Source organism: Pseudescherichia sp. L3 (assembly GCF_024656065.1).
Lineage (GTDB): Bacteria > Pseudomonadota > Gammaproteobacteria > Enterobacterales > Enterobacteriaceae > Pseudescherichia.
Genome location: NZ_JANKYC010000001.1, coordinates 2,155,801 through 2,176,989 on the forward strand (window position 1 = coordinate 2,155,801; position 21,189 = coordinate 2,176,989).

Annotated in this window: 23 protein-coding genes; 5 read left to right on the top strand and 18 right to left on the bottom strand. The window is 58.5% G+C overall.

Going from position 1 to position 21,189, the window contains the following annotated elements; all coding sequences use genetic code 11:
- Positions 1-25 precede the first annotated feature (25 nt).
- On the top strand, positions 26-2,425 hold the full coding sequence (locus tag NR795_RS10465) for a phosphoketolase (protein ID WP_257758171.1): 2,400 nt from the start codon (positions 26-28) through the stop codon (positions 2,423-2,425).
- A 62-nt stretch (positions 2,426-2,487) separates the two neighbouring features.
- Here NR795_RS10465 and yfcD read toward each other — a convergent pair whose 3' ends face one another.
- From yfcD to yfcF, 3 genes are all read right to left on the bottom strand, one after another.
- Positions 2,488-3,033, bottom strand: a complete 546-nt coding sequence (yfcD, locus tag NR795_RS10470) for an NUDIX hydrolase YfcD (RefSeq protein WP_042389552.1) — start codon at positions 3,031-3,033, stop codon at positions 2,488-2,490.
- 56 nt (positions 3,034-3,089) lie between these two features.
- Positions 3,090-3,641, bottom strand: coding sequence for a phosphodiesterase (gene yfcE, locus NR795_RS10475; RefSeq protein WP_144816946.1), 552 nt, complete (start codon positions 3,639-3,641; stop codon positions 3,090-3,092).
- Between the two features lie 64 nt (positions 3,642-3,705).
- Complete coding sequence (gene yfcF / locus NR795_RS10480) at positions 3,706-4,344, bottom strand: glutathione transferase (protein WP_222888405.1); 639 nt, start codon at positions 4,342-4,344, stop codon at positions 3,706-3,708.
- Between the two features lie 134 nt (positions 4,345-4,478).
- On the opposite strand from yfcF, the gene yfcG reads away from it, so the two are divergent.
- From yfcG to NR795_RS10500, 4 genes are all read left to right on the top strand, one after another.
- Positions 4,479-5,108 (top strand): GSH-dependent disulfide bond oxidoreductase, encoded by a 630-nt coding sequence (gene yfcG, locus NR795_RS10485; RefSeq protein WP_144816943.1) that lies wholly within the window; start codon positions 4,479-4,481, stop codon positions 5,106-5,108.
- Between the two features lie 74 nt (positions 5,109-5,182).
- A complete protein-coding gene (gene folX, locus NR795_RS10490; protein ID WP_042389544.1) occupies positions 5,183-5,545 on the top strand; it encodes a dihydroneopterin triphosphate 2'-epimerase in 363 nt (120 codons plus the stop codon).
- A 19-nt stretch (positions 5,546-5,564) separates the two neighbouring features.
- Entirely contained in the window at positions 5,565-6,458 is an 894-nt protein-coding gene (locus NR795_RS10495) for a TIGR01777 family oxidoreductase (RefSeq protein ID WP_257758172.1), read from the top strand.
- A gap of 76 nt (positions 6,459-6,534) precedes the next feature.
- Positions 6,535-7,062 (top strand): GNAT family N-acetyltransferase, encoded by a 528-nt coding sequence (locus NR795_RS10500; RefSeq protein WP_257758173.1) that lies wholly within the window; start codon positions 6,535-6,537, stop codon positions 7,060-7,062.
- A gap of 16 nt (positions 7,063-7,078) precedes the next feature.
- Here the strand turns inward: NR795_RS10500 and hisP are convergent, their stop codons facing one another.
- From hisP to pdxB, 15 genes are all read right to left on the bottom strand, one after another.
- Positions 7,079-7,852 carry a histidine ABC transporter ATP-binding protein HisP gene (gene hisP / locus NR795_RS10505; RefSeq protein WP_144816936.1) on the bottom strand — a complete coding sequence of 258 codons (774 nt, stop codon included), beginning with the start codon at positions 7,850-7,852 and terminating at the stop codon, positions 7,079-7,081.
- A gap of 7 nt (positions 7,853-7,859) precedes the next feature.
- The gene (locus NR795_RS10510) at positions 7,860-8,576 is read right to left on the bottom strand and encodes an ABC transporter permease (RefSeq protein ID WP_144816934.1); all 717 of its coding nucleotides are present in this window, start codon (positions 8,574-8,576) and stop codon (positions 7,860-7,862) included.
- The gene (locus tag NR795_RS10515; protein ID WP_144816932.1) at positions 8,573-9,259 is read right to left on the bottom strand and encodes a histidine ABC transporter permease HisQ; all 687 of its coding nucleotides are present in this window, start codon (positions 9,257-9,259) and stop codon (positions 8,573-8,575) included. Before NR795_RS10515 ends, NR795_RS10510 begins: the two co-directional genes overlap by 4 nt.
- 85 nt (positions 9,260-9,344) lie before the next feature.
- Positions 9,345-10,127, bottom strand: a complete 783-nt coding sequence (gene hisJ, locus NR795_RS10520; protein ID WP_144816930.1) for a histidine ABC transporter substrate-binding protein HisJ — start codon at positions 10,125-10,127, stop codon at positions 9,345-9,347.
- A 251-nt stretch (positions 10,128-10,378) separates the two neighbouring features.
- On the bottom strand, positions 10,379-11,161 hold the full coding sequence (argT, locus tag NR795_RS10525; RefSeq protein ID WP_144816928.1) for a lysine/arginine/ornithine ABC transporter substrate-binding protein ArgT: 783 nt from the start codon (positions 11,159-11,161) through the stop codon (positions 10,379-10,381).
- A 285-nt stretch (positions 11,162-11,446) separates the two neighbouring features.
- The gene (locus tag NR795_RS10530) at positions 11,447-12,028 is read right to left on the bottom strand and encodes a UbiX family flavin prenyltransferase (RefSeq protein ID WP_144816925.1); all 582 of its coding nucleotides are present in this window, start codon (positions 12,026-12,028) and stop codon (positions 11,447-11,449) included.
- A 93-nt stretch (positions 12,029-12,121) separates the two neighbouring features.
- Positions 12,122-13,639, bottom strand: a complete 1,518-nt coding sequence (gene purF / locus NR795_RS10535; RefSeq protein ID WP_042389531.1) for an amidophosphoribosyltransferase — start codon at positions 13,637-13,639, stop codon at positions 12,122-12,124.
- Between the two features lie 33 nt (positions 13,640-13,672).
- A complete protein-coding gene (gene cvpA / locus NR795_RS10540; protein ID WP_144816923.1) occupies positions 13,673-14,161 on the bottom strand; it encodes a colicin V production protein in 489 nt (162 codons plus the stop codon).
- Between the two features lie 185 nt (positions 14,162-14,346).
- Complete coding sequence (gene dedD / locus NR795_RS10545) at positions 14,347-15,051, bottom strand: cell division protein DedD (RefSeq protein ID WP_144816920.1); 705 nt, start codon at positions 15,049-15,051, stop codon at positions 14,347-14,349.
- On the bottom strand, positions 15,041-16,309 hold the full coding sequence (gene folC / locus NR795_RS10550) for a bifunctional tetrahydrofolate synthase/dihydrofolate synthase (RefSeq protein ID WP_257758174.1): 1,269 nt from the start codon (positions 16,307-16,309) through the stop codon (positions 15,041-15,043). The genes dedD and folC overlap by 11 nt, the downstream gene beginning before the upstream one ends.
- 69 nt (positions 16,310-16,378) lie before the next feature.
- Positions 16,379-17,293, bottom strand: a complete 915-nt coding sequence (gene accD, locus NR795_RS10555) for an acetyl-CoA carboxylase, carboxyltransferase subunit beta (protein WP_144816916.1) — start codon at positions 17,291-17,293, stop codon at positions 16,379-16,381.
- 103 nt (positions 17,294-17,396) lie between these two features.
- Positions 17,397-18,056: a DedA family protein gene (locus NR795_RS10560; protein ID WP_144816913.1), complete on the bottom strand. Its 660-nt coding sequence runs from the start codon at positions 18,054-18,056 to the stop codon at positions 17,397-17,399.
- A 25-nt stretch (positions 18,057-18,081) separates the two neighbouring features.
- The gene (gene truA, locus NR795_RS10565) at positions 18,082-18,894 is read right to left on the bottom strand and encodes a tRNA pseudouridine(38-40) synthase TruA (protein WP_144816911.1); all 813 of its coding nucleotides are present in this window, start codon (positions 18,892-18,894) and stop codon (positions 18,082-18,084) included.
- Positions 18,894-19,907, bottom strand: coding sequence for an aspartate-semialdehyde dehydrogenase (locus NR795_RS10570; protein WP_144816908.1), 1,014 nt, complete (start codon positions 19,905-19,907; stop codon positions 18,894-18,896). Before NR795_RS10570 ends, truA begins: the two co-directional genes overlap by 1 nt.
- Before the next feature lie 66 nt (positions 19,908-19,973).
- Positions 19,974-21,110, bottom strand: a complete 1,137-nt coding sequence (gene pdxB / locus NR795_RS10575) for a 4-phosphoerythronate dehydrogenase PdxB (protein ID WP_144816906.1) — start codon at positions 21,108-21,110, stop codon at positions 19,974-19,976.
- Positions 21,111-21,189: the final 79 nt, after the last annotated feature.

The window sequence follows — 21,189 nt, forward strand, 5'->3', positions numbered from 1 at the left end:
ATTTAACCTGATAACGGGAGAAAGCATGACGCAATCTGCAACCGGGCACGTTAACGACGACGACTTCACGTTACTGGATCGCTACTGGCGCGCCGCAAACTACCTCTCCGTCGGCCAGATCTATCTGATGGATAACCCGCTGCTGCGCGAGCCGCTTAAGCGGGAACATATCAAACCCCGCCTGCTGGGCCACTGGGGCACCACACCAGGGCTGAACTTTATCTATGCGCACCTTAACCGCGCCATTCGCCAGCGCGATTTGGATATGCTCTACGTCTGCGGCCCTGGCCACGGTGGTCCTGGCATGGTCGCGAATACCTGGCTTGAGGGTAGCTATAGCGAGATCTACCCCGATATCAGCGAAGACGCGCCGGGGATGCAGAAGCTGTTCAAGCAGTTTTCGTTTCCCGGTGGTATTCCCAGCCACGCCGCGCCGGAAACACCCGGCTCGATCAACGAAGGGGGCGAGCTGGGCTACTCTCTCTCCCACGCGTTCGGGGCCGTGTTTGATGCTCCCGACCTGATTGCCGCCTGCGTGATCGGCGACGGCGAAGCCGAGACCGGTCCGCTCGCGGCCAGCTGGCACGGGATCAAGTTTCTCAACGCCGCCCGCGACGGAGCCGTGCTCCCGATCCTGCACCTCAACGGCTACAAGATCGCGAACCCGACGCTGCTGGCCCGCACCAGCGATGAGGATCTTACCCAGCTGTTTCGCGGCTACGGCTACGATCCGCTCTTTGTCAGCGGCCACGAGCCGGAGAAAATGCATCCGCAGATGGCCGAGGCGCTGGATAACGCCCTGGATAAGATCCGCGCGTTCCAGCAGCGCGCCCGTCAGGGTGAGACTGCGGAGTCCATCCCGCGCTGGCCGATGATTATTCTGCGCAGCCCGAAGGGGTGGACCGGCCCGCAGACCGTCGACGGCAAAAAGGTTGAAGGCTTCTGGCGCGCCCATCAGGTGCCGGTCTCTTCCTGCCGGGAAAACGACGAGCATCGACAGATCCTTGAGCGCTGGATGCGCAGCTATCAGCCAGAGGATCTCTTCGACGAGCAGGGGCGGCTTAGGCCTGAGCTAAAGGCGTTGGCACCAGCGGGAGACAAGCGGATGGGAGCGACTCCCTGGGCCAACGGCGGACGGCTGCGCCGCGAGCTGGTGACGCCCGAGCTACAGGAATTCGCGCTTGATATTGCCTCTCCTGGCGAAACCCAGGCGCAGTCCACGGAGGTGCTGGGGCGCTATCTGCGCGGCATCTTCACCCGTAACCCGGACAACTTCCGCCTCTTTGGCCCGGATGAGACCGCCTCCAACCGGCTGGGGGATGTCTTCGACGTGACTAACCGTACCTGGGAAGGGGAGATTGAGCCTTACGATGAGCAGCTTGCTCCCGATGGCCGGGTGATGGAGATCCTCAGCGAGCATCAGTGTCAGGGCTGGCTGGAGGGCTACCTGCTCACCGGACGCCACGGCCTGTTTAACTGCTACGAGGCCTTTATTCACATTATCGACTCGATGTTCAACCAGCACGCTAAATGGCTGAAGGTGACGCGCAAGCTGCCGTGGCGCGAACCCGTCGCCTCCCTGAACTATCTGCTCTCCTCCCACGTCTGGCGACAGGATCACAACGGCTACAGCCATCAGGATCCTGGCTTTATCGATCACGTCGCCAACAAGAAAGCCGATATCGTGCGCATCTACCTGCCGCCGGATGCCAACACCCTGCTGTGGGTAGCCGATCACTGCCTGAAGACCTGGGATAGGATCAACGTCATCGTCGCGGGCAAGCAGCCAGAGCCGCAGTGGCTCACCCAGGAAGAGGCGGCGAAGCACTGTGAAGTCGGAATGGGCATCTGGCCCTGGGCAGGCAACGAAATACCGGGCAAAGCGCCGGACGTAGTGATGGCCTGCGCCGGGGATGTCCCTACCATGGAGGCGCTGGCGGCAGTGGATCTGCTCCGGGGTTATTTGCCGGATCTTAGCGTGCGGGTGGTAAACGTAGTCGACCTGATGGCGCTCCAGACCGAGGATCAGCATCCGCACGGGCTGAGCGACGAGGCGTTTGAGGCTATCTTTACCGCGGATAAGCCGGTGATCTTCGCCTTTCATGGTTACCCAAGCCTGATTCATCGCCTGACCTACCATCGTAATAACCATCGTAACTTCCACGTGCGTGGTTTTATGGAGGAAGGCACTACCACCACACCGTTTGACATGACGGTGATGAACGAGCTGGATCGTTTCCATCTGGCGCAGGAGGCGATTTTGCGGGTAGAGAAGCTGGCGGGCAAGGCCGATGCGATCCTTGACGATTTGCAGGAGAAGATCGCTGAGCACCACCGCTACGTGCGCGAACACGGGGAAGATCTGCCTGAGGTACGCAACTGGAAGTGGCCTTCGCAGCAGGGCAGCGGCGACGTGCCGGAGTAAATCGAGGCGATAAAAAAGCCGGCTATGGCGCACCCTGGCCGGCTTGATGCTTTTAGGCAGGCCTACTCGGTTTCAGCCAGCTTAAGCGTATCGTTGTTGGCATTGCGGCTCATCCACAGCGCGAGCGCCTTAAGGGAGTCCGGGGTAAACTCATCGCAGCGGGCGGTGATCTCTTCCGGCGTCATCCAGATGGCTTCGCTGACCTCATCCTCCTGCAGGGCAAAAGGCCCGTGGGAGACGCAGCTGAAAAGCCCACCCCAGACGCGACAGTGATCGTCTTCGTAGTAGAACTGGCCATGCTCGGCAAACGGCACGCCAGCAATGCCCAGCTCCTCTTCCGCTTCACGCCGTGCGGACTCCAGCATCCCCTCGTCCGCCTGCACCACGCCACCCGCCGTCGCGTCCAGCAGGCCAGGCAGGTAGTCTTTTGTCTCGGTACGGCGCTGCACCAAAATTTTCCCCATGCCGTCATGCACGACAATGAAGGTGGCCCGATGACGCAGACACTGCGCGCGCATCTGTTCGCGGCTAGCCTGCGCAATCACCTCGTTGTCCTCATTGACGATATCTACCCATTCCGTGCCTGTAAAATGACTCTGTTCCACCATCGGAAAAACCTTCTCTGCATAGCGCTCTGGTGGCGCGTTTCTGGTTGAGAGCTAACTTACGGATTAATGGCGACTTCTGCAATAATCCGTTGATCGTTCAGTGCGATTACGCGAAAAATACCGTCGTCAAACATACCGTAGCTGGCGGCGAAGCCCCCTTTCGGGATGCTTACCGAACCGGGATTAAAGTGGATAATATCGCCGCGCTTTTCCGCCACCGGAATATGAGTATGACCGGAGATCAATACATCGCCAGGGTTGAGCGGGGGTAAATTTTCTGCATTATAGAGGTGACCGTGGGTCAAAAACAGCCGGTAATGACCGAATAATACCTGCTGCCAGGGGGCAGTGATGGGAAACGTAAGCAGCATCTGATCCACTTCGCTGTCACAGTTGCCGCGCACGGCGATGATCCGCGACGCCTGCGTGTTCAGCCGCTCGGCTACCTGCGCGGGCGCGTACCCCTCCGGCAGCGCGTTGCGCGGCCCGTGGTTAAGCAGGTCGCCCAGGATCACCAGCCACTGTGCGCCGCTCTCGGCAAACCGCGCCAGCACACGCTCCGTCGCCGGCAGCGACCCGTGAATATCAGAGGCAAACATCAGCTTCATCGCTTACACCCTTATCGTTGAAAAATGTGCTTCATGATAACGGATTTGCCAGTGCTAAACAGCTTCAGCGCGCGGCCGAAAGGGCGATATAGCGCTGCACCGAGGAGCGTTGCCACTGGAAGGCGGCGTAGTCTGCGAGGCGTTCGGGCACCTCGTCGCCGTTAAGCACCAGTCGGTTCAGCATCAGCGCCAGATCGGCATCGGCAATGCACCATTCGCCAAACAGATTGGGGTTGGCATGGGCCAGCAGCGCGCCGGCAATAGTGAACAATTTTTCTGCGCTCCGCTGGCCCGCCTCGCTCAGCGGGGGCTTTTTCACACCGGCGAAAATCACATCCGTCGAGCGCTCCTCGCGGATCGGCATCAGATCGCTGCGCAGCCATGCCTGAATCTGCCGTGCTCTGGCGCGCTTCTGGAGATCGTGAGGATAGACGCGCTCCCACTCCGGCGGCGCAAAACGCTCCTCAAGGTATTCGCTAATCGCCGAGGACTCCGTCAGCTCAAAGCCGTCAACCTCCAGCAGCGGCACGCGGCGGCTGAGATGGTATCCCTTCCACTCCGGGCGCAGATGTTCGCCATCGTTGAGGTCGACGGTCTTCAGCGTAAAAGGCAGCGCCTTTTCGTGTAGCGTGACGTACACCGACATGACGTAAGGAGAGAAAAAGTCTGCATCAGACCACAACGTTATTGCTGGCTCGCCCATGGGTATCCTCATTAAATTATCGAATTTCATCTAAAATATAGCGTCCTGTGCGGGCTGTCACTGCCTTAAAATCCCGCCTCGCCCGCCAGCGCCTATACTCCTGTTTGCGACTTTATTCCCTGACAGGAGCTGAGATGATCGATCTCTATTACGCGCCCACCCCTAACGGTCACAAAATTACGCTATTCCTGGAAGAGGCGGAGCTGGATTACCGTCTGATCCGCGTCGATATCAGCAAAGGCGATCAGTTTCGTCCTGACTTTCTGGAGATCTCGCCGAATAATAAAATTCCCGCCATCGTAGACCATGCCCCTGTCGACGGTGGTGCGCCGCTTAGCCTGTTTGAATCAGGGGAGATCCTGCTCTATTTGGCAGAGAAGAGCGGCATGCTGCTCAGCGGCGAGCTGCGCGAGCGGCATCTGACGCTACAGTGGCTCTTCTGGCAGGTAGGCGGTCTGGGGCCGATGCTCGGGCAAAATCACCACTTTAACTACTTTGCGCCCAAGCCAGTGCCCTACGCTATCGAGCGTTTTCAGGTTGAAACCCAGCGTCTCTACGGCGTGATGAACAAGCGTCTTGAGCGCGTGCCCTGGCTGGGCGGCGAGCACTACAGCATCGCCGACATCGCCGCCTGGCCGTGGATCAATGCCCACGAGCGCCAGCGGATCAACCTCAGCAGCTACCCGGCGGTAAACAACTGGTTCGAGCGCATTCGCACCCGCCCCGCCACCCTGCGGGCGATGCAAAAAATTGCGCAGAATTAGCCGTCTCGCCCGCGTGGGCAGGCCGTTTAACCTCGTGTATGATATTGCCGATCACTACACAGAGGGAATTTATCATGTCGCAACCAGACGCTGTCATACGAATAAAAAATTTGCGCCTGCGGACCTTTATCGGCATCAAAGATGAGGAGATAGCAAACCGCCAGGATATCGTGGTCAACGTGGTTATCCACTACCCCGCGGACAAAGCGCGGGCTAGTGAGGATATCAACGATGCCCTGAACTACCGCACCATCACTAAAAACATCATTCAGCATATTGAAAATAATCGCTTCTTTTTGCTGGAAAAATTAACTCAGGATGTGCTTGATATCGCACGCGAACATCACTGGGTTACCTATGCTGAAGTGGAGATCGATAAACTTTACGCGCTACGTTATGCCGACTCGGTGTCGATGAGTATGAGCTGGCGACGTTAAGCGCAGCCCTGGAGGTTGCATGAGGATTTTAATTACCGGCGGTACCGGCCTGATTGGCAGCCATCTTGTTCCTCGCCTGCTGGCGCTGGGGCATTCAGTAACGGTGATTACCCGCAGCCCAGAGCGGGCACGCCGCACGCTGGGGGATGGTGTGACCTTCAGCAAAGGACTTGACGATCGCCACGATCTCAACGACATCGACGCGGTAATTAATCTGGCGGGCGAGCCGATTGCCGACAAACGCTGGAGCGAGGCGCAAAAAGTGCGCCTGTGCAACAGCCGCTGGGAGATCACCCAGAAGCTGGTGGATCTGATCAAGGCTAGCGCTACGCCGCCCTCGGTGCTGATCTCCGGATCGGCAACGGGCTACTACGGCGATCTCGGTGAGGTAGTCGTGACCGAAGAGGAGCCGCCGCACAATGAGTTTACCCATAAGCTCTGCGCTCGCTGGGAGCAAATTGCCTGCGGCGCGCTGAGCGACCAGACCCGCGTCTGCCTGCTGCGCACCGGCGTGGTCTTTGCCCCGAAAGGCGGCGTGCTGGCGAAAATGCTGCCGGTGTTCCGCCTCGGCCTCGGCGGCCCGATCGGCAGCGGACGACAGTATCTGGCCTGGATCCATATCGATGATATGGTCAACGGCATTCTCTGGCTGCTGGATAACGATCTGCGCGGCCCGTTTAATATGGTCTCCCCCTACCCGGTGCATAACGAACGCTTCGCCCATGCCCTCGGCCATGCCCTGCACCGTCCCGCCTTTATGCGCGCGCCAGCCAGCGCCGTGCGTCTGCTGATGGGTGAGTCGTCGGTGCTGGTGCTCGGCGGCCAGCGTGCGCTGCCCAAGCGTCTGGAGGCCTCCGGGTTTGGTTTTCGCTGGTACGATCTGGATGAAGCCCTTGCAGACGTACTGCGCTGAATCGTTAAAATAAATAGTACCAACTTATCATTCTGGTGATAATGTAATCGACATATTCACCAGAATGATGATTCCAATGCTGACGCTGACCACTCCCCGCCTGAGCCTCTCTCCCTTTCAGGAGTCTGACTGGCCGTTTTTCCTGCGCCTGCGCCGCGATCCGGCCATTATGCGTTTTATGGCGGATATCGCCTCGCAGCAGGATATTCGTCGGGTATTTAATGCGCGTTTGATCGACGCCGGGGCGTTTGTCATTCGCCAGCAGGACACTGGAGCCGCGCTGGGGGATATTGGTCTGAGCCGGTCGGGAGCGAACCCGCAGGAGGCAGACGTCGGCTACAGCATTGCCACCTGGGCTCAGGGTCAGGGTTACGCCAGCGAAGCCCTGCGCGCCCTGTGTCACTACGCGTTTAACGAAGCGGGCGTCACGGCGCTCAATGCGTGGGTGCTGGCAGGGAACGTCGGCTCGCAACGCGTGCTGGAGAAGCTAGGGTTTAGCCGGGTGGAGATCCTGCAGAAGGTTTATCGCCTGAACGGCGTGTTTCACGATGACTGGGTTTACCGTCTGACTGACCAGGCGTTCAGCTCAGCCCTCCCCGGTTAAGAAGAGGGCCGGAGCATTACTTCAGCGAGCCTTTAAGGAACTGCTGCAGGCGTGGGCTCTGCGGATTGTCAAACAGCGCCTCCGGCTTGCCCTCCTCCTCAATTTTCCCCTGATGCAGGAAGATCACGTGAGAAGAGACGTGGCGGGCAAAGCCCATCTCATGAGTCACGACCACCATGGTTTTCCCCTCTTCTGCCAGCTTCTGCATGATGCGCAGCACTTCGCCCACCAGCTCAGGATCCAGCGCCGAGGTCGGCTCGTCAAACAGCAGCACCTCAGGCTCCATCGCCAGCGCGCGGGCAATCGAGACGCGCTGCTGCTGGCCCCCGGAGAGGTGCACCGGGTATTTCGCCTGGGCACGCTCGTCGATGCCGACCTTCGCCAGATACCTTACCGCCCGCTCCCGCGCCTCCTGCTTGCTTAACCCCAGCACCTGAATCGGCGCTTCCATCACGTTCTCCAGCACCGTCATGTGGCTCCAGAGGTTAAAGTGCTGGAACACCATGGTCAGGCGGGTACGCAGCAGGCGCAGCTGATGCTTATCAGCCACCTTCAGCTGGCCGTCTTTATCCCGCACCAGGGTGATGTTCTGCCCGCTCACCACAATCGTGCCTTCGCTTGGTTTCTCAAGAAAGTTAATGCAGCGCAGGAAGGTACTCTTGCCGGATCCCGACGAGCCGATAATGGTGATCACATCGCCTGCGTTAGCCTGCAGCGATACCCCTTTCAGCACCTCGTGTTCGCCGTAGCGCTTGTGCAGATCTGTAACGTTTAATTTATTCTCGGACATCGTATTCTCAGTGCGTCGAAGAAGGTTTCATATGCTTCAGCCAGCGTTTTTCCGCTTTGCGGAACAGGCTAATCAGCGCATAGGAGATGATCAGGTACAACACGGCGGCAATACCAAACGCGGTAAAGGGCTGGTAGGTGGCCGAGTTAATATCACGAGCGATTTTCAGCAGATCCGGGACGGTGGCGGTAAAGGCCAGCGCCGTCGAGTGCAGCATGAGGATCACTTCGTTGCTGTAGGCAGGCAGCGCGATGCGCAGCGCCGACGGCAGAATAATGCAGCGGTACATCTTCACCGACGAGAAGCCGTAGGCCCGCGCCGCCTCGATCTCGCCGTGCGGCACCGAGCGGATCGCGCCGGCAAAAATCTCGGTGGTGTAGGCGCAGGTATTGAGCGTTAACGCCAGCACCGTACAGTTGAGGCCGCTACGGAAAAAGGCGTTCAGCAGCTCCGTGCCCTTTACAATCTCCAGGGTGTACATCCCGGAGTAGAAGACCAGCAGCTGGACGTAGAGCGGCGTGCCGCGAAAAATGTAGGTAAACAGCCAGATAGGAAAGCAGATAAATTTGTTGCTGGAGACGCGCCCGATGGCGAGAAACAGCGCGAGGATGCCGCCCATCACCACCGACAGGATCAGCAGCCAGAGAGTGATTGCCACGCCGGTAAAGCGGTAGCCGTCGGTCCACAGCAGGGCGCGCCAGTACTCCTGAATAATTTCAATCACAGGTCAGCCCTCTTCACGCCCACGGAGTAGCGGCGTTCGAGCAGAAGCAGCACCCCATTAGAGACGGTGGTAAATACCAGGTAGATAAGTCCGCAGACCACGGCGAAGTAGAACGGCTCCCAGGTGCTTTTCCCGGCAAGCTGGGTGGCTTTGACCACGTCTTCCAGGCCCAGCAGCGACACCAGCGCGGTGGCCTTGAGGATCACCTGCCAGTTGTTACCAATTCCCGGCAGGGCGTAGCGCATCATGGCCGGAAAGAGGATGCGGCGAAAGGTCTGTCCGCTGGTAAAGCCAAAGGCGGTCGCCGCCTCGATATGCCCTTTCGGCACGGCCATAAACGCTCCGCGAAAGGTTTCCGTAAAGTAGGCTCCGTAGATAAAGCCGAGGGTGATGATACCGGCGATCATCGGATCGATATCAATCTGTGCCATGCCGACGGCATCGGTGACGCTGTTCAGCGCGATTTGCAGCCCGTAGAAGATGAGCAGCATCAGCACCAGATCGGGCACGCCACGGATAAGCGTGGTGTAGCCTTCAAAAATAGCGGCCAGCAGGCGGCTATGAGAGAGCTTGGCCCCTGCCCCCGCCAGGCCGATCAGCACGGCCAGCACAACGGAGCTGAGCGCCAGCTCCAGCGTGACAACAGCGCCCTGGAATATAACTTGAGAAAACCCGTACAGCATGCAGCCTGCCCCGTGGTGTGTAGTGTCTGCCGTGTCTTTTCCCCTCCCGCGATGGGAGGGGCCGCACGTTTGTCACAGGTGGGGATTAGCCACCGTAAACATCAAAATCGAAATACTTTTTCGCCAGCTTTTCGTAGGTGCCGTCGGCACGCATATCGGCAAAGGCTTTGTTCAGCGCTTCGCGCAGCTCGTTATCCTCTTTGCGAATGCCCATGCCGGTACCCACGCCAAACAGCTTCTCATCTTTGATCGACGGGCCACCAAATTTGTACTCTTTGCCTGCCTGGGTTTTCAGGAAACCTTCGCTGGCGGCCACTTCATCCTGGAATGCGGCGTCGATACGGCCTGCGGTCAGGTCGGCATAGATAGAGTCCTGGCCCTGATAGGAGACGATCTCAACGCCTTTCGCCGCCCAGTGTTCGTTGCCGTAGGTCTCCTGGGTGGTGCCCTGCAGAACGCCGACGCGTTTGCCTTTCAGGGTCGACAGGTCCGGCTGAATATTAGAGGCTTTCGCCACTACCAGACGTGAATCTGCTGCATAAAGCTTGTCAGTAAACGCGATCTCCTGCTGGCGCTTCTCGGTAATCGAGAGCGACGACATGATGGCATCGATTTTCTTCGCTTTCAGCGAGGGGATTAGCGCATCCAGCGGGTTCTCAATGAAGGTACACTGGGTATTAATGCGTTTACACAGCTCTTTAGCCAGATCGATATCAAAACCCACTAATTCACCCTGCGCATTCTTCGATTCGAACGGCGCATAGGTAGGATCGGTGCCAATACGCAGTTTTTGCGGAACAGCAGCGAAAGCGCTGGACGCGCTGGAAAGAGCAAGTACCAGAGAAAGCGATAATACCAACTTATTCATAAACATCCTCAACTGACGGTCTTTTAACGGGATTTTGCACAGAATACGGTACGGCTATCGTGCCATTATTCGGCCCGGCAAGGCAAAATATTCTGCCCTGCCGGGCGCTTTTTTTTGCAGCGCCACTGCTTAACTATGCTGTTTTAGGTCCCGTTGCCTGACTTAAGTACGTTTACCGCACCGCCGTAAGGCATCAACCGCATCAATGCACCATGCTGGATCACCACCCTGGTGCAAAGGCGTACCGTCACTTAGTCACCGTAAACGTTAAAGTCGAAGTATTTTTTCGCCATTTTGTCATAGGTACCGTCTTTGCGGATTTCCCCCAGCGCTTTGTCGAACGCGGCCTTCAGCTCGGTATCGTCTTTGCGCAGGCCAACCCCGGTACCGTCACCGAAGAAGTTTTTATCTTTTACCGACGGACCGGCGAAGGCGAACTCTTTCCCGGCAGGCTGTTTAAGGAAGCCTTCGCTGGCGGCAACCTCATCCTGCAGGGCGGCGTCCAGACGACCGGCGGCAAGGTCAGAGTAGATCAGATCCTGGTTCTGGTAGGCAACCACATCAATGCCTTTGCTGCGCCAGTTGGCGTTGCCAAAGGCTTCCTGAGTTGAACCCTGTAACACGCCAACGTGCTTGCCCTTCAGCGACTCAATGGTCGGCTGGATCGGCGAGCCTTTGGCGGCAATCAGACGTGAATCGGCGGCGTAGAGCTTATCGGAGAAGGCGATCTCCTGCTGGCGCTTTTCAGTAATAGAGAGAGAAGAGATGATGGCATCAATTTTCTTGGCTTTCAGGGAGGGGATCAGCGCGTCAAAATCGCTGCCCACCCAGGTGCACTTAACCTGAATACGCTTGCACATCTCGTTGCCGAGGTCGATATCAAAGCCGACAAACTCACCCTTCGCGTCTTTAGACGAGAATGGCGCATAGGTCGCGTCCGTACCAATGCGCACGGTCTGAGGAAGCGCAGCGTAAACGCTGGCGGCGCTGGAGAGTCCCAGCAGTAAAGAGAGAGCTACAGCCGTCTTCTTCATACATTACCCTCGAGTTTCTGATTTTATTATCTATTGCGTGTTGTTGTTGTATACATTGTGTTGTGTTACCCGCTGATGCTTGCACGTCTTATGCCACTTTCTCATGACGAATAATAATCGCCGTCAGAAATGTTAATAAAAGGTTGCAGCATTACCGTTAGGGTGAAAGATAGCAGGTCTGCCAAATGAACCGCAGCGTTACAAACTGAAAACAGCGGTTAAATGTTGAGGATATGATCGCGCTTGCAGATTTGCCCTGAAACAGGGCAATCCAGGTGAGATGCACTATTTTGACGCAGCGGGTCCTTGCCAGCGGGTAAAGAGATCTTCCGGCAGGTCAATGTCGAACTGATCGATAACGCGATTCACCGTCTGGTTGATGATGTCATCGAGGGTCTGTGGGCGATGATAGAAGGCAGGGACCGGGGGCATGATCGCCGCGCCCAGCTCCGCTGCCTGCGTCATCAGCCGCAGATGGCCGAGATGCAGCGGCGTTTCCCGTACGCAGAGCACCAGCGGGCGGCGCTCTTTCAGTACCACGTCCGCCGCACGCGTTAGCAGGCTGTCGGTATAGCTGTGAACGATGCCGGAGAGGGTTTTGATGGAACAGGGAAGGATCACCATACCAGCGGTTTTAAACGAGCCGGAGGAGATGCTGGCGGCGATATCACGCGAGTCATGCACCACGTCGGCGAGCGCCTGTACGTCACGCAGGGAGAGGTCGGTCTCCAGCGCCAGCGTCTGGCGGGCGGCGTTGCTCATGACCAGATGGGTTTCCACTTCAGCCACGTCGCGCAGCACCTGCAGCAGACGCACGCCATAGATGGCCCCGCTGGCACCCGAGATGCCAATAATCAGTCGTTTCATATTCCCGTCCTTTTACTTTCGTGAGAGGACTTTGCCGGATTATAGCGGGCGTTGCAACGTTGAAGCGCCCTGCGAACGCAGGGCGCGCGAGAGTTAACCCTCGTTATGCATCTCTAAGCTTTCGAGATCGTTTTGCATCTGCACGGCTTTGACATCGTCATTGCGCAGAGAGTCGAGATAGTCGAGGTACTGCTGGTTCACGTCTTTGGTCACGTAGATCCCGTTGAACACTGAGCACTCAAACTGCTGGATATCCGGGTTCTCGGCGCGTACCGCGTCGATGAGATCGTTGAGGTCCTGGAAGATCAGGCCGTCAGCGCCGATGATCTGGCGGATCTCGTCCACTTCACGCCCGTGGGCGATCAGCTCGTTCGCGGTTGGCATATCGATGCCGTAGACGTTCGGGAAGCGGATCTCCGGTGCTGCTGAGGCGAGGTAAACTTTCTTCGCCCCGGCTTCGCGTGCCATCTCAATGATCTGCTCCGAGGTGGTGCCGCGCACGATGGAGTCATCCACCAGCAGCACGTTCTTGTCGCGGAACTCGGCGCGGTTAGCGTTCAGCTTACGGCGTACAGATTTACGACGCAGCTGCTGGCCCGGCATGATAAAGGTGCGGCCAACGTAGCGGTTCTTCACAAAGCCCTGACGGTAGGGTTTATCCAGAATGTGGGCAATCTCCAGCGCGATATCGCAGGAGGTCTCCGGGATCGGGATCACCACGTCAATGTCGAGATCTTCCCACTCGCGGGCAATCTTCGCCCCCAGTTTTTTACCCATATTAACGCGGGCGCTGTAGACGGAGATCTTGTCGATAAAGGAGTCCGGACGGGCGAAGTAGACATACTCAAACAGGCACGGGTTGCTGACCGGGTTGTCGGCGCACTGGCGGGTAGAGAGCTGGCCCTTCTCGGTGATGTAGACCGCTTCGCCAGGGGCAACGTCACGCAGGAACTCAAAGCCCAGCGTATCCAGCGCCACGCTCTCGGAGGCCATCATATACTCGGTGCGGCCGTCGCCGATGTCACGCTTGCCCAGCACCAGGGGACGGATGCCGTTGGGATCGCGGAAGCCGACCATGCCGTGGCCGATAATCATCGCGATGCAGGCGTACGCGCCGCGGATCTGGCGGTTGGTCGCGGCGATCGCGGCAAAAATGTTATCCGCCTCTAACGGGTAGTGGCGGAAGTTATCCAGCTCGCTGGCGAAAATATTGAGCAGGATTTCAGAGTCGGAGGTGGTGTTGATGTGGCGACGCTTCTCCTGGAACAGCTTCTTACGCAGCTCGTGGGCGTTGGTCAGGTTGCCGTTGTGGGCAAGCGTGATGCCATACGGCGAGTTAACGTAGAAGGGCTGCGCTTCAGACGCGCTGGAGCTACCAGCGGTGGGGTAACGCACATGGCCGATACCCATATTCCCCTGGAGGCGCTGCATGTGGCGGGCTTCAAATACATCGCTAACCATCCCGTTCGCTTTACGTAAACGGAAGCAGTTGTTTTCATCGATAGTGATGATGCCTGCGGCATCTTGACCACGGTGCTGAAGCACCGTTAACGCGTCATAAATCGACTGGTTTACCGGCATAACACCGGCGATACCGACAATACCGCACATACGTCTTTTCCTCGCTAGGCCACATCGCAGGGCTTACGCCCTGGGCAAAAAACTAGACGAGCTTTGCAGATAGTCAAAGAACCACCTGATGATAACACTGAACTGTGGGATCAGCTGCGAACGCTGCCAGTCATCGCTTTTCGAGAACCCGGTAAAGGTATCGAGAAAGAACAGGATTGCGGCAACAATCAGCGCCCCACGTAGCGCACCGAAGCAAATCCCCAACACCCTGTCGGTTCCCGACAGACCGGTTTTATCGACCAGCGCGCCGAAAATGTAGTTAACAATAGCGCCGACAATCAGCGTTGCGATAAACAGTACTGCGATAGCAATCCCGTTCCGCACCAGTTCGTCTTCAAAGCCCGTGAACCAAACAGACAGGTAAGTGTAGTAATGACTGGCAACAAAGAAAGCACAACCCCATGTCACCAGCGATAACGCTTCACGTACAAAGCCACGGATCAGGCTAACCAGACAGGAAAAACCTATTACCGCGATGATGGCGTAATCAATCCAGACCATATGTGTCCCATGATTTTACGCCCTGTCGTCCAGTTCGGGGCGCATTCTAACAGAAAAAGAAAACGTTTGCGTAGCGATTTCCGTGCCGCGCGAAAATAAAAATGGCGCTGAAAAAATATTCAACGCCATCAGACCTTTTGCCTCTATGGGCCTGCCGGCCGCGCTTTTTTTAACCCGCCAAAGGATCAGTTTGCGCTGTAGTTCATCACCACGCCGCTTAAGCCTGAGAGCTGTTTTAACTCCCCGAGCGATCCTTTTAGCTTGTCTCTGGAGGCGTCCGGGCCGACCAGAATGCGGGTTATTTTACCCTGTACCGGCGTATTTGGAATAGTGTAAACGCGATACCCTGCTCCGCGCAGCTTGCCGACGATCTCGGTGACTTTATCGGCATTTTTTAGCGCCCCAAGCTGGACGACCCAGGCTTTGCCGGTTGGCGCAGGTTTCTCCTCCGCTGCCGGTTTAGGCGGGGCCACCGGCGCGTCGTTCGCGGCGGCTAACTGCTCGCTGGCTCGGTCACGCTGCGGCTGTGGCTGTGGCTTAGGCTGCGCCTTTTCCACCGGCTTCGCTTTCGGCGTCTCTACCGGATACTGCTCTGCCTCCAGCGCGCTGCCTTCTAGCGCCTGGCGAGACGTTTCCAGCGACGGCGCGGCGGCATCCCCCGCCCGCACCTCTTCCGCCGCGCCCTCCGGCGGCTGGGCCGGTAGCGCCTGCGTTGCCGCTGGCATCATGTCCGGCTCGTCGCGATCGCCCGGTTTCGGCACCAGCGGGATCGCCGCAAACTCGTCCTGATAGTGTTTTTTCTGCCCGTCCAGCAGCCCTGGCAGGATAATTACTCCCAGCGCCACCAGCACAATGGTTCCCATTAAACGGTTCTGAAACTTACTTGCCACCTGCTCTCCCCGCGTCCATCGCTTCCATGACATGTGCCACCGTGTGGAATGAACCACACACCAGCACGGTATCTTCAGGTCTGGCATCCGCCATTGCCGCGCGCCACGCCTGCTCGACGTCAGCAAATGCCGCCCCGCCTTTCAGATGGGCCAGCAGCTGCTCTGCTGTTGCACCGCGTGGCCCCTCCAGAGGGGCACAATACCAGCTATCGACGCACTGCTCCAGACAGGCCAGCGTACCGCCGATGTCTTTATCGTGCAGCATCCCGACCACCGCCAGTACCCGCCCGTGAGATGGCAGAGCTGCAAGCCGTCCAGCAAGGTAAGCCGCCGCGTGCGGGTTATGCGCCACGTCGAGGATCACCCTTGGCGACTCGCTCACCGTCTGAAAACGCCCCGGCAGGATCGCGCTGGCAATGCCCTCGCGGATTGCCTGCTCGCTCACCTTTAGCCCACTGGCGCGCAGCGCCGCCAGGGCGGTCGCCGCATTCGGCTGTGGAACGTGGGGCAGCGGCAGCGCGCTCAGCTCGCCCGCCGTATCCTGAAATGTCCAGCTATTATCCGCTACCGCGTAGTGCCAGTCGACCCCGCGACGCAGCAGGCTGGCCCCCTTCTCGCTCGCCACCTCGGCAATGGTATACGGCATATCGGGTTCACCCACCACCGCCGGTTTGCCGCCGCGGAAGATCCCGGCTTTTTCCCGGCCAATACTTTCGCGATCCGGCCCCAGCCAGTCGGTATGATCGAGGGCGATGCTGGTGACCACTGCCACGTCGGCATCCACCATGTTGGTGGCGTCCAGACGTCCGCCCAGCCCGACTTCAAGAATGACCACGTCCAGCGCGGCCTGCTTAAACAGCCACAGCGCCGAGAGCGTGCCGTACTCAAAGTAGGTGAGCGAGGTTTCGCCGCGGGCGGCCTCAATGGCGGCAAACGAACGGGTATGCTCCAGCTCGGGAAGCTCCCCGCCCTGCACGCGCACACGCTCGGTATAGCGCACCAGATGGGGCGAGCTGTAGACGCCAACCCGGTAGCCTGCCGCCAGCAAAATCGACTCCAGCGTGCGGCAGGTGGTGCCTTTGCCGTTGGTGCCTGCCACGGTAAAGACGAAAGGTGCGGGCTTTAAGACATCCAGCGCCGCGGCCACCCGGCTGACGCGCTCAAGACCCATATCGATGGTTTTACCGTGCAGGTTTTCCAGATAAGAAAGCCACGTGGCCAGGGGCGACGTGGCTTGAGGAGTGCTTTTCATTTCCATAGTGCCCGGGGATTGCTGCCAGTGTGAAAAGAAAAAAGGCAGAGCCGGCTGGCCCTGCCTCCTGATTTATCAGACTCCGCCTTCCTGATCCGGTACCGGCGGTACCACTACGCTTTCACGCGGGGCATCCGGGTTGGGTGCAGGCTGGTTCATCAGCTTCGCCAGAATGCTCGCCAGCTTCAGGCGCAGCTCTGGACGACGCACGATCATATCGATCGCGCCTTTCTCAATCAGAAACTCGCTGCGCTGGAAGCCCGGCGGCAGTTTCTCACGCACGGTCTGCTCGATAACGCGCGGACCGGCAAAGCCGATAAGCGCCTTCGGCTCAGCGATATTGAGATCGCCCAGCATCGCAAAGCTTGCAGAGACGCCGCCCATGGTCGGGTCGGTCAGCACGGAGATATACGGCAGGCCGCGCTCCTGCATTTTTGCCAGCGCGGCAGAGGTTTTCGCCATCTGCATCAGGGACATCAGCGCTTCCTGCATACGCGCCCCGCCGGAGGCGGAGAAGCAGATCAGCGGGCAGTTGTCTTCCAGCGCCTGCTCAACGGCACGAACAAAACGTGCGCCCACAACCGAGCCCATGGAGCCGCCCATAAAGGCAAACTCAAAGGCTGCCGCCACAACCGGCATCTCGTGCAGGGTGCCTTTCATCACCACCAGCGCGTCTGTCTCACCGGTCTCTTTCTGAGCCGTGGCCAGACGATCTTTGTACTTCTTAGAGTCGCGGAACTTCAGCACATCTTTCGGCTCAAGCTCGCTACCCAGCTCCACCATGGACCCTTCATCCAGCAGGCTATGCAGGCGATTACGCGCTGACATACGCATGTGGTGGTCACACTTCGGGCAGACCTCCAGGTTACGCTCCAGTTCGGCACGGTAAAGCACCTGACCGCAGCTGTCACATTTGGTCCACACGCCCTCAGGGATGCTTGCCTTGCGGGTGGGAGTAATATTGCTCTTAATTCGTTCAATCCAGCTCATTGATAACCTTTCTGCATGAACCTGGTAGCCCATAAATGGTGCACATTAAAACATAACAGTCGGCAACTTGGGACAAAAAAGTGGTCGAACCGTTGCCGGGTTCCTATTTTGCCTGTCGTGATGCCGCCCGTCGATGACGAATAATTTCGACTACGCCTGGCAGGATAGAGAGCACGATAATCGCGACGATCATCAGCTTCAAATTCTCCTGCACAACCGGCAGATCGCCAAACAGATAGCCTGCATAGGTAAACAGCAGCACCCACAGCAGCGCGCCGATGACGTTATAAGCCGCAAAATGACGATAGGACATATGCCCCATTCCCGCCACAAAAGGCGCGAAGGTTCTGACGATCGGCACAAATCGCGCCAGAACGATCGTCTTGCCGCCGTGCTTGTCGTAGAAGGCATGGGTCTTATCGAGGTAGCTGCGACGGAAGATTTTGGAGTTGGGATTACTGAAGAGCCGATCGCCAAACAGACGGCCAATGGTGTAGTTCACCGCATCGCCGAGGATCGCCGCGACAATCATCAGCATCACCATCATATGCACGTTGAGATCGTTGCTCGGCAGCGCAGAGAGCGCCCCGGCCACGAACAGCAACGAGTCGCCCGGCAGAAACGGCGTGACCACCAGCCCGGTTTCACAGAATAAAATCAGGAACAGGATGGCGTAGATCCAGATGCCGTATTCGGCCACCAGCTCCGCCAGGTGCACATCAATGTGCAGGATAAAGTCGATCAGAAAGTAGATAAAATCCATGTCATTAGCCTTTGTCTGTCTGCATCTAGTCCGCTAAAAACAGCGGGCCCATAGGCAATACCGGCAGCGCGAACCTGGCGGGATAGTCCACCGCCACCAGGTACAGCCCTTCCGCTTTTGCCGTTGCCGCTGCTAGCCGACGATCCCTGGCCGCCAGCAGCTCTGCTATCCAGCTCTCCGGCTGGTTGTGGCTACCTACTTCCATCAGGCTGCCGACAATGTTCCTGACCATATGATGTACAAAGGCATTGGCTTTGATATCGACCACCACATATGCACCGTAACGGGTTACGTTAATGTGCATCACGTTACGCCACGGCGTGCGCGACTGGCACTGTACCGCCCGGAACGAGGTAAAGTCATTCTCGCCAATCAGACACTGGGCCGCGCGGTGCATCCGCTCTGCGTCCAGCGGCTGATGGTAGTGCGTCACGCCCTGGCCAAGCACCGCCGGACGCAGGCGATGGTTGTAGATGACGTAGCGGTAACGGCGAGCCGTGGCGCTAAATCGGGCATGAAAATCATCGGGCACATCTTTCACCCAGCGCACCGCAATGTCACCAGGTAAATTCGCATTTACGCCCAGCGTCCAGGCAGCGTCTTTACGCAGGGCGGTGGTCTCGAAGTGCACCACCTGCCCCGTGCCGTGCACGCCTGCATCGGTGCGGCCCGCGCAGAAGACCGAGATCGGCTCGTTCGCGACCTGCGAGAGCGCCTTCTCCAGCTTCTCCTGCACGCTGCGAACTTCGTTCTGCCGCTGCCAGCCATAATATTTGCTGCCGTCGTACTCAATGCCCAGCGCGATCCGATAGACCGGCTTCTCCTGCACTTCTGACATCAGTAGAGATACTCCTGGACCAGCTTCTCAGCGATCTTCACCGCCATCAGCGCGCCGCCGAAGCGCACGTTGTCGGCGACTGACCAGAACTGGATCTGCTCCGGCATGCCGTAGTCGTTACGCACGCAGCCGACGGAGAGCTGAGTATTACCGGAGGCATCTCCCACCTGGGTAGGAAACTCACCCGCTTCGGAGAGGACGATATCTTCGCCATGGGCAAAGGCGTCGCGAGCCTCTTCCGCCGCCAGAGGACGCAGGGCTTCAAAGGTAACCATCTGCGCGTGGCCGTAGAAGACCGGCGACTGGACGCTGCTGACGGAGATCATCAGCCCCTCATCCTGCAGCACCTTGCGCACCTGGTCGACGACGCGGCGCTCGTCAGGGACGCTGCCTTCGCCATCAACGCGCAGCGGCAGCATGTTGAACGCCAGCTGGCGACCAAAGTAGTCCTCTTCATCCACGGGAATGCCGTTGAGCAGCTTGGCGCTCTGCCCGGCCAGCGCATCCACCGCCGCCTTGCCCTGACCCGAGACCGACAGCAGGTTGGTCACAGCGATGCGTGACAGGCCACCCGCCTCAATCAGCGGCTTCAGCGCGGTCAGCAGCTGGCTGGTGAGGCTGTCGGCGACGGCGATCACGTTGCGGTTGCGGTAGTCGGCCAGCACAAACGGGTTAACGTCCGGCACAACCAGCGGCACGTCCGGCTCCAGCGCAAACAGGCCGCTGGCGTCGATCACCAGGCAGCCGGCGTTGGTCGCCTCTTCAATATAGGTAGCTGAAGCCTCCGCGCCAGCCACGAAAAAGGCCAGCTGCGCCTGCGTCCAGTCAAACTCGGCGGCGTCCTGGACATAGATTGTTTTACCCACGTAGCGCAGATCTTTACCAGCGCTCTCGTGACGGGCCAGCGCATACAGATCGCCCACCGGGAACTGACGCTCAGCAAGCGTTTCGAGCAGGGCTTCGCCGACAGCGCCGGTCGCGCCCAGGATGGCAATGTTCCAGCCTTCTGACATGGTGGTTTACTCCAGACAATAGCAGTACGCTCCCCGCAGCAGGGCGGAGAGCGAAAGAGAATAAGTTTAGTGCGTCGGGTGATAGACGGCGGTAAAACCGAGCTTATGCAGCAGGCTTGCGGCCTCGGCGTCATCACACTGAATATAGAGCGATGACCACTCGCGGCGCTCAAGGTAGTTTTTGCGCAGCTTATCAAACTCACCCGGGATGCCCGCCACTTTACGCAGGGGTGCATCATCGCGGCGCACATCATACACTAAATGGGCCACTCTTTTCAGCGTTGGCTGATCGAGGGGGCCATGCAGAGTGATGCGGCCAAATTCCGGCGCGGGCAGCAGGGTGTCGAGGGCAACCTGCTGGCGATGGCCGATAAAGGCGCTAAAGGCTTCAAAGACCTGAGTGGTGCCGCGCGCCTTGCCCTCCAGGGTGTAGCCAGCGATGTGCGGCGTCCCGATATCGACACGCTTGAGCAGCTCGACGTTGAGATCCGGCTCCGGCTCCCACACGTCCAGCACCACGCTGAGATCCTGCCCGGCCTCCAGACGCGTGAGCAGTGCGGCGTTGTCCACCACCGCGCCCCGGCAGGCATTGATCAGGATCGCGCCCGGCTTCAGGGCGCTAATCAGCGCGTCGTCAGCAAGGTGCAGCGTTTTATACGGCCCCTCTTTGAACAGCGGCGTGTGGAAGGTGAGAATATCAGCCTCGCGCACCAGCGCCTCCAGCGGGCGGAAATCCCCCGCATCGCCGCGTTCGGCACGCGGTGGATCGCATAGCAGGGTGCGCACGCCCCACGCCTCCAGCCGCGCTTGTAAACGCGACCCGACGTTGCCGACGCCGACAATGCCCACGGTGCGATCTTTCAGCGTAAAGCCGTCGCGTTCGGCCAGCATCAACAGGGCGGAGAAGACATACTCCACAACCGCAATCGCGTTGCAGCCCGGTGCAGCAGAGAAGCCAATCCCCGCCTCGTCCAGCCATGCCTGATCGACATGATCGGTTCCGGCGGTAGCCGTACCGACAAATTTAACGGCGGTCCCGCTGAGCAGTGATGCATTGACCCTGGTGACGGAGCGCACCATTAATGCCTGCGCGTCAGCCAACTCGTCCACGGGGATCGGGCGGCCTGCAACGGGTTTTACCTCGCCCAGACGGCTAAAGAGTTCGCGGGCATAAGGCATATTTTCATCAACGAGGATTTTCACGTTACGGTACCTGTATGAGAACGGGAGATAACGGCGCAAGTGTGCCATAATCTCGCCGCCAGGCATACCGACAATGCCG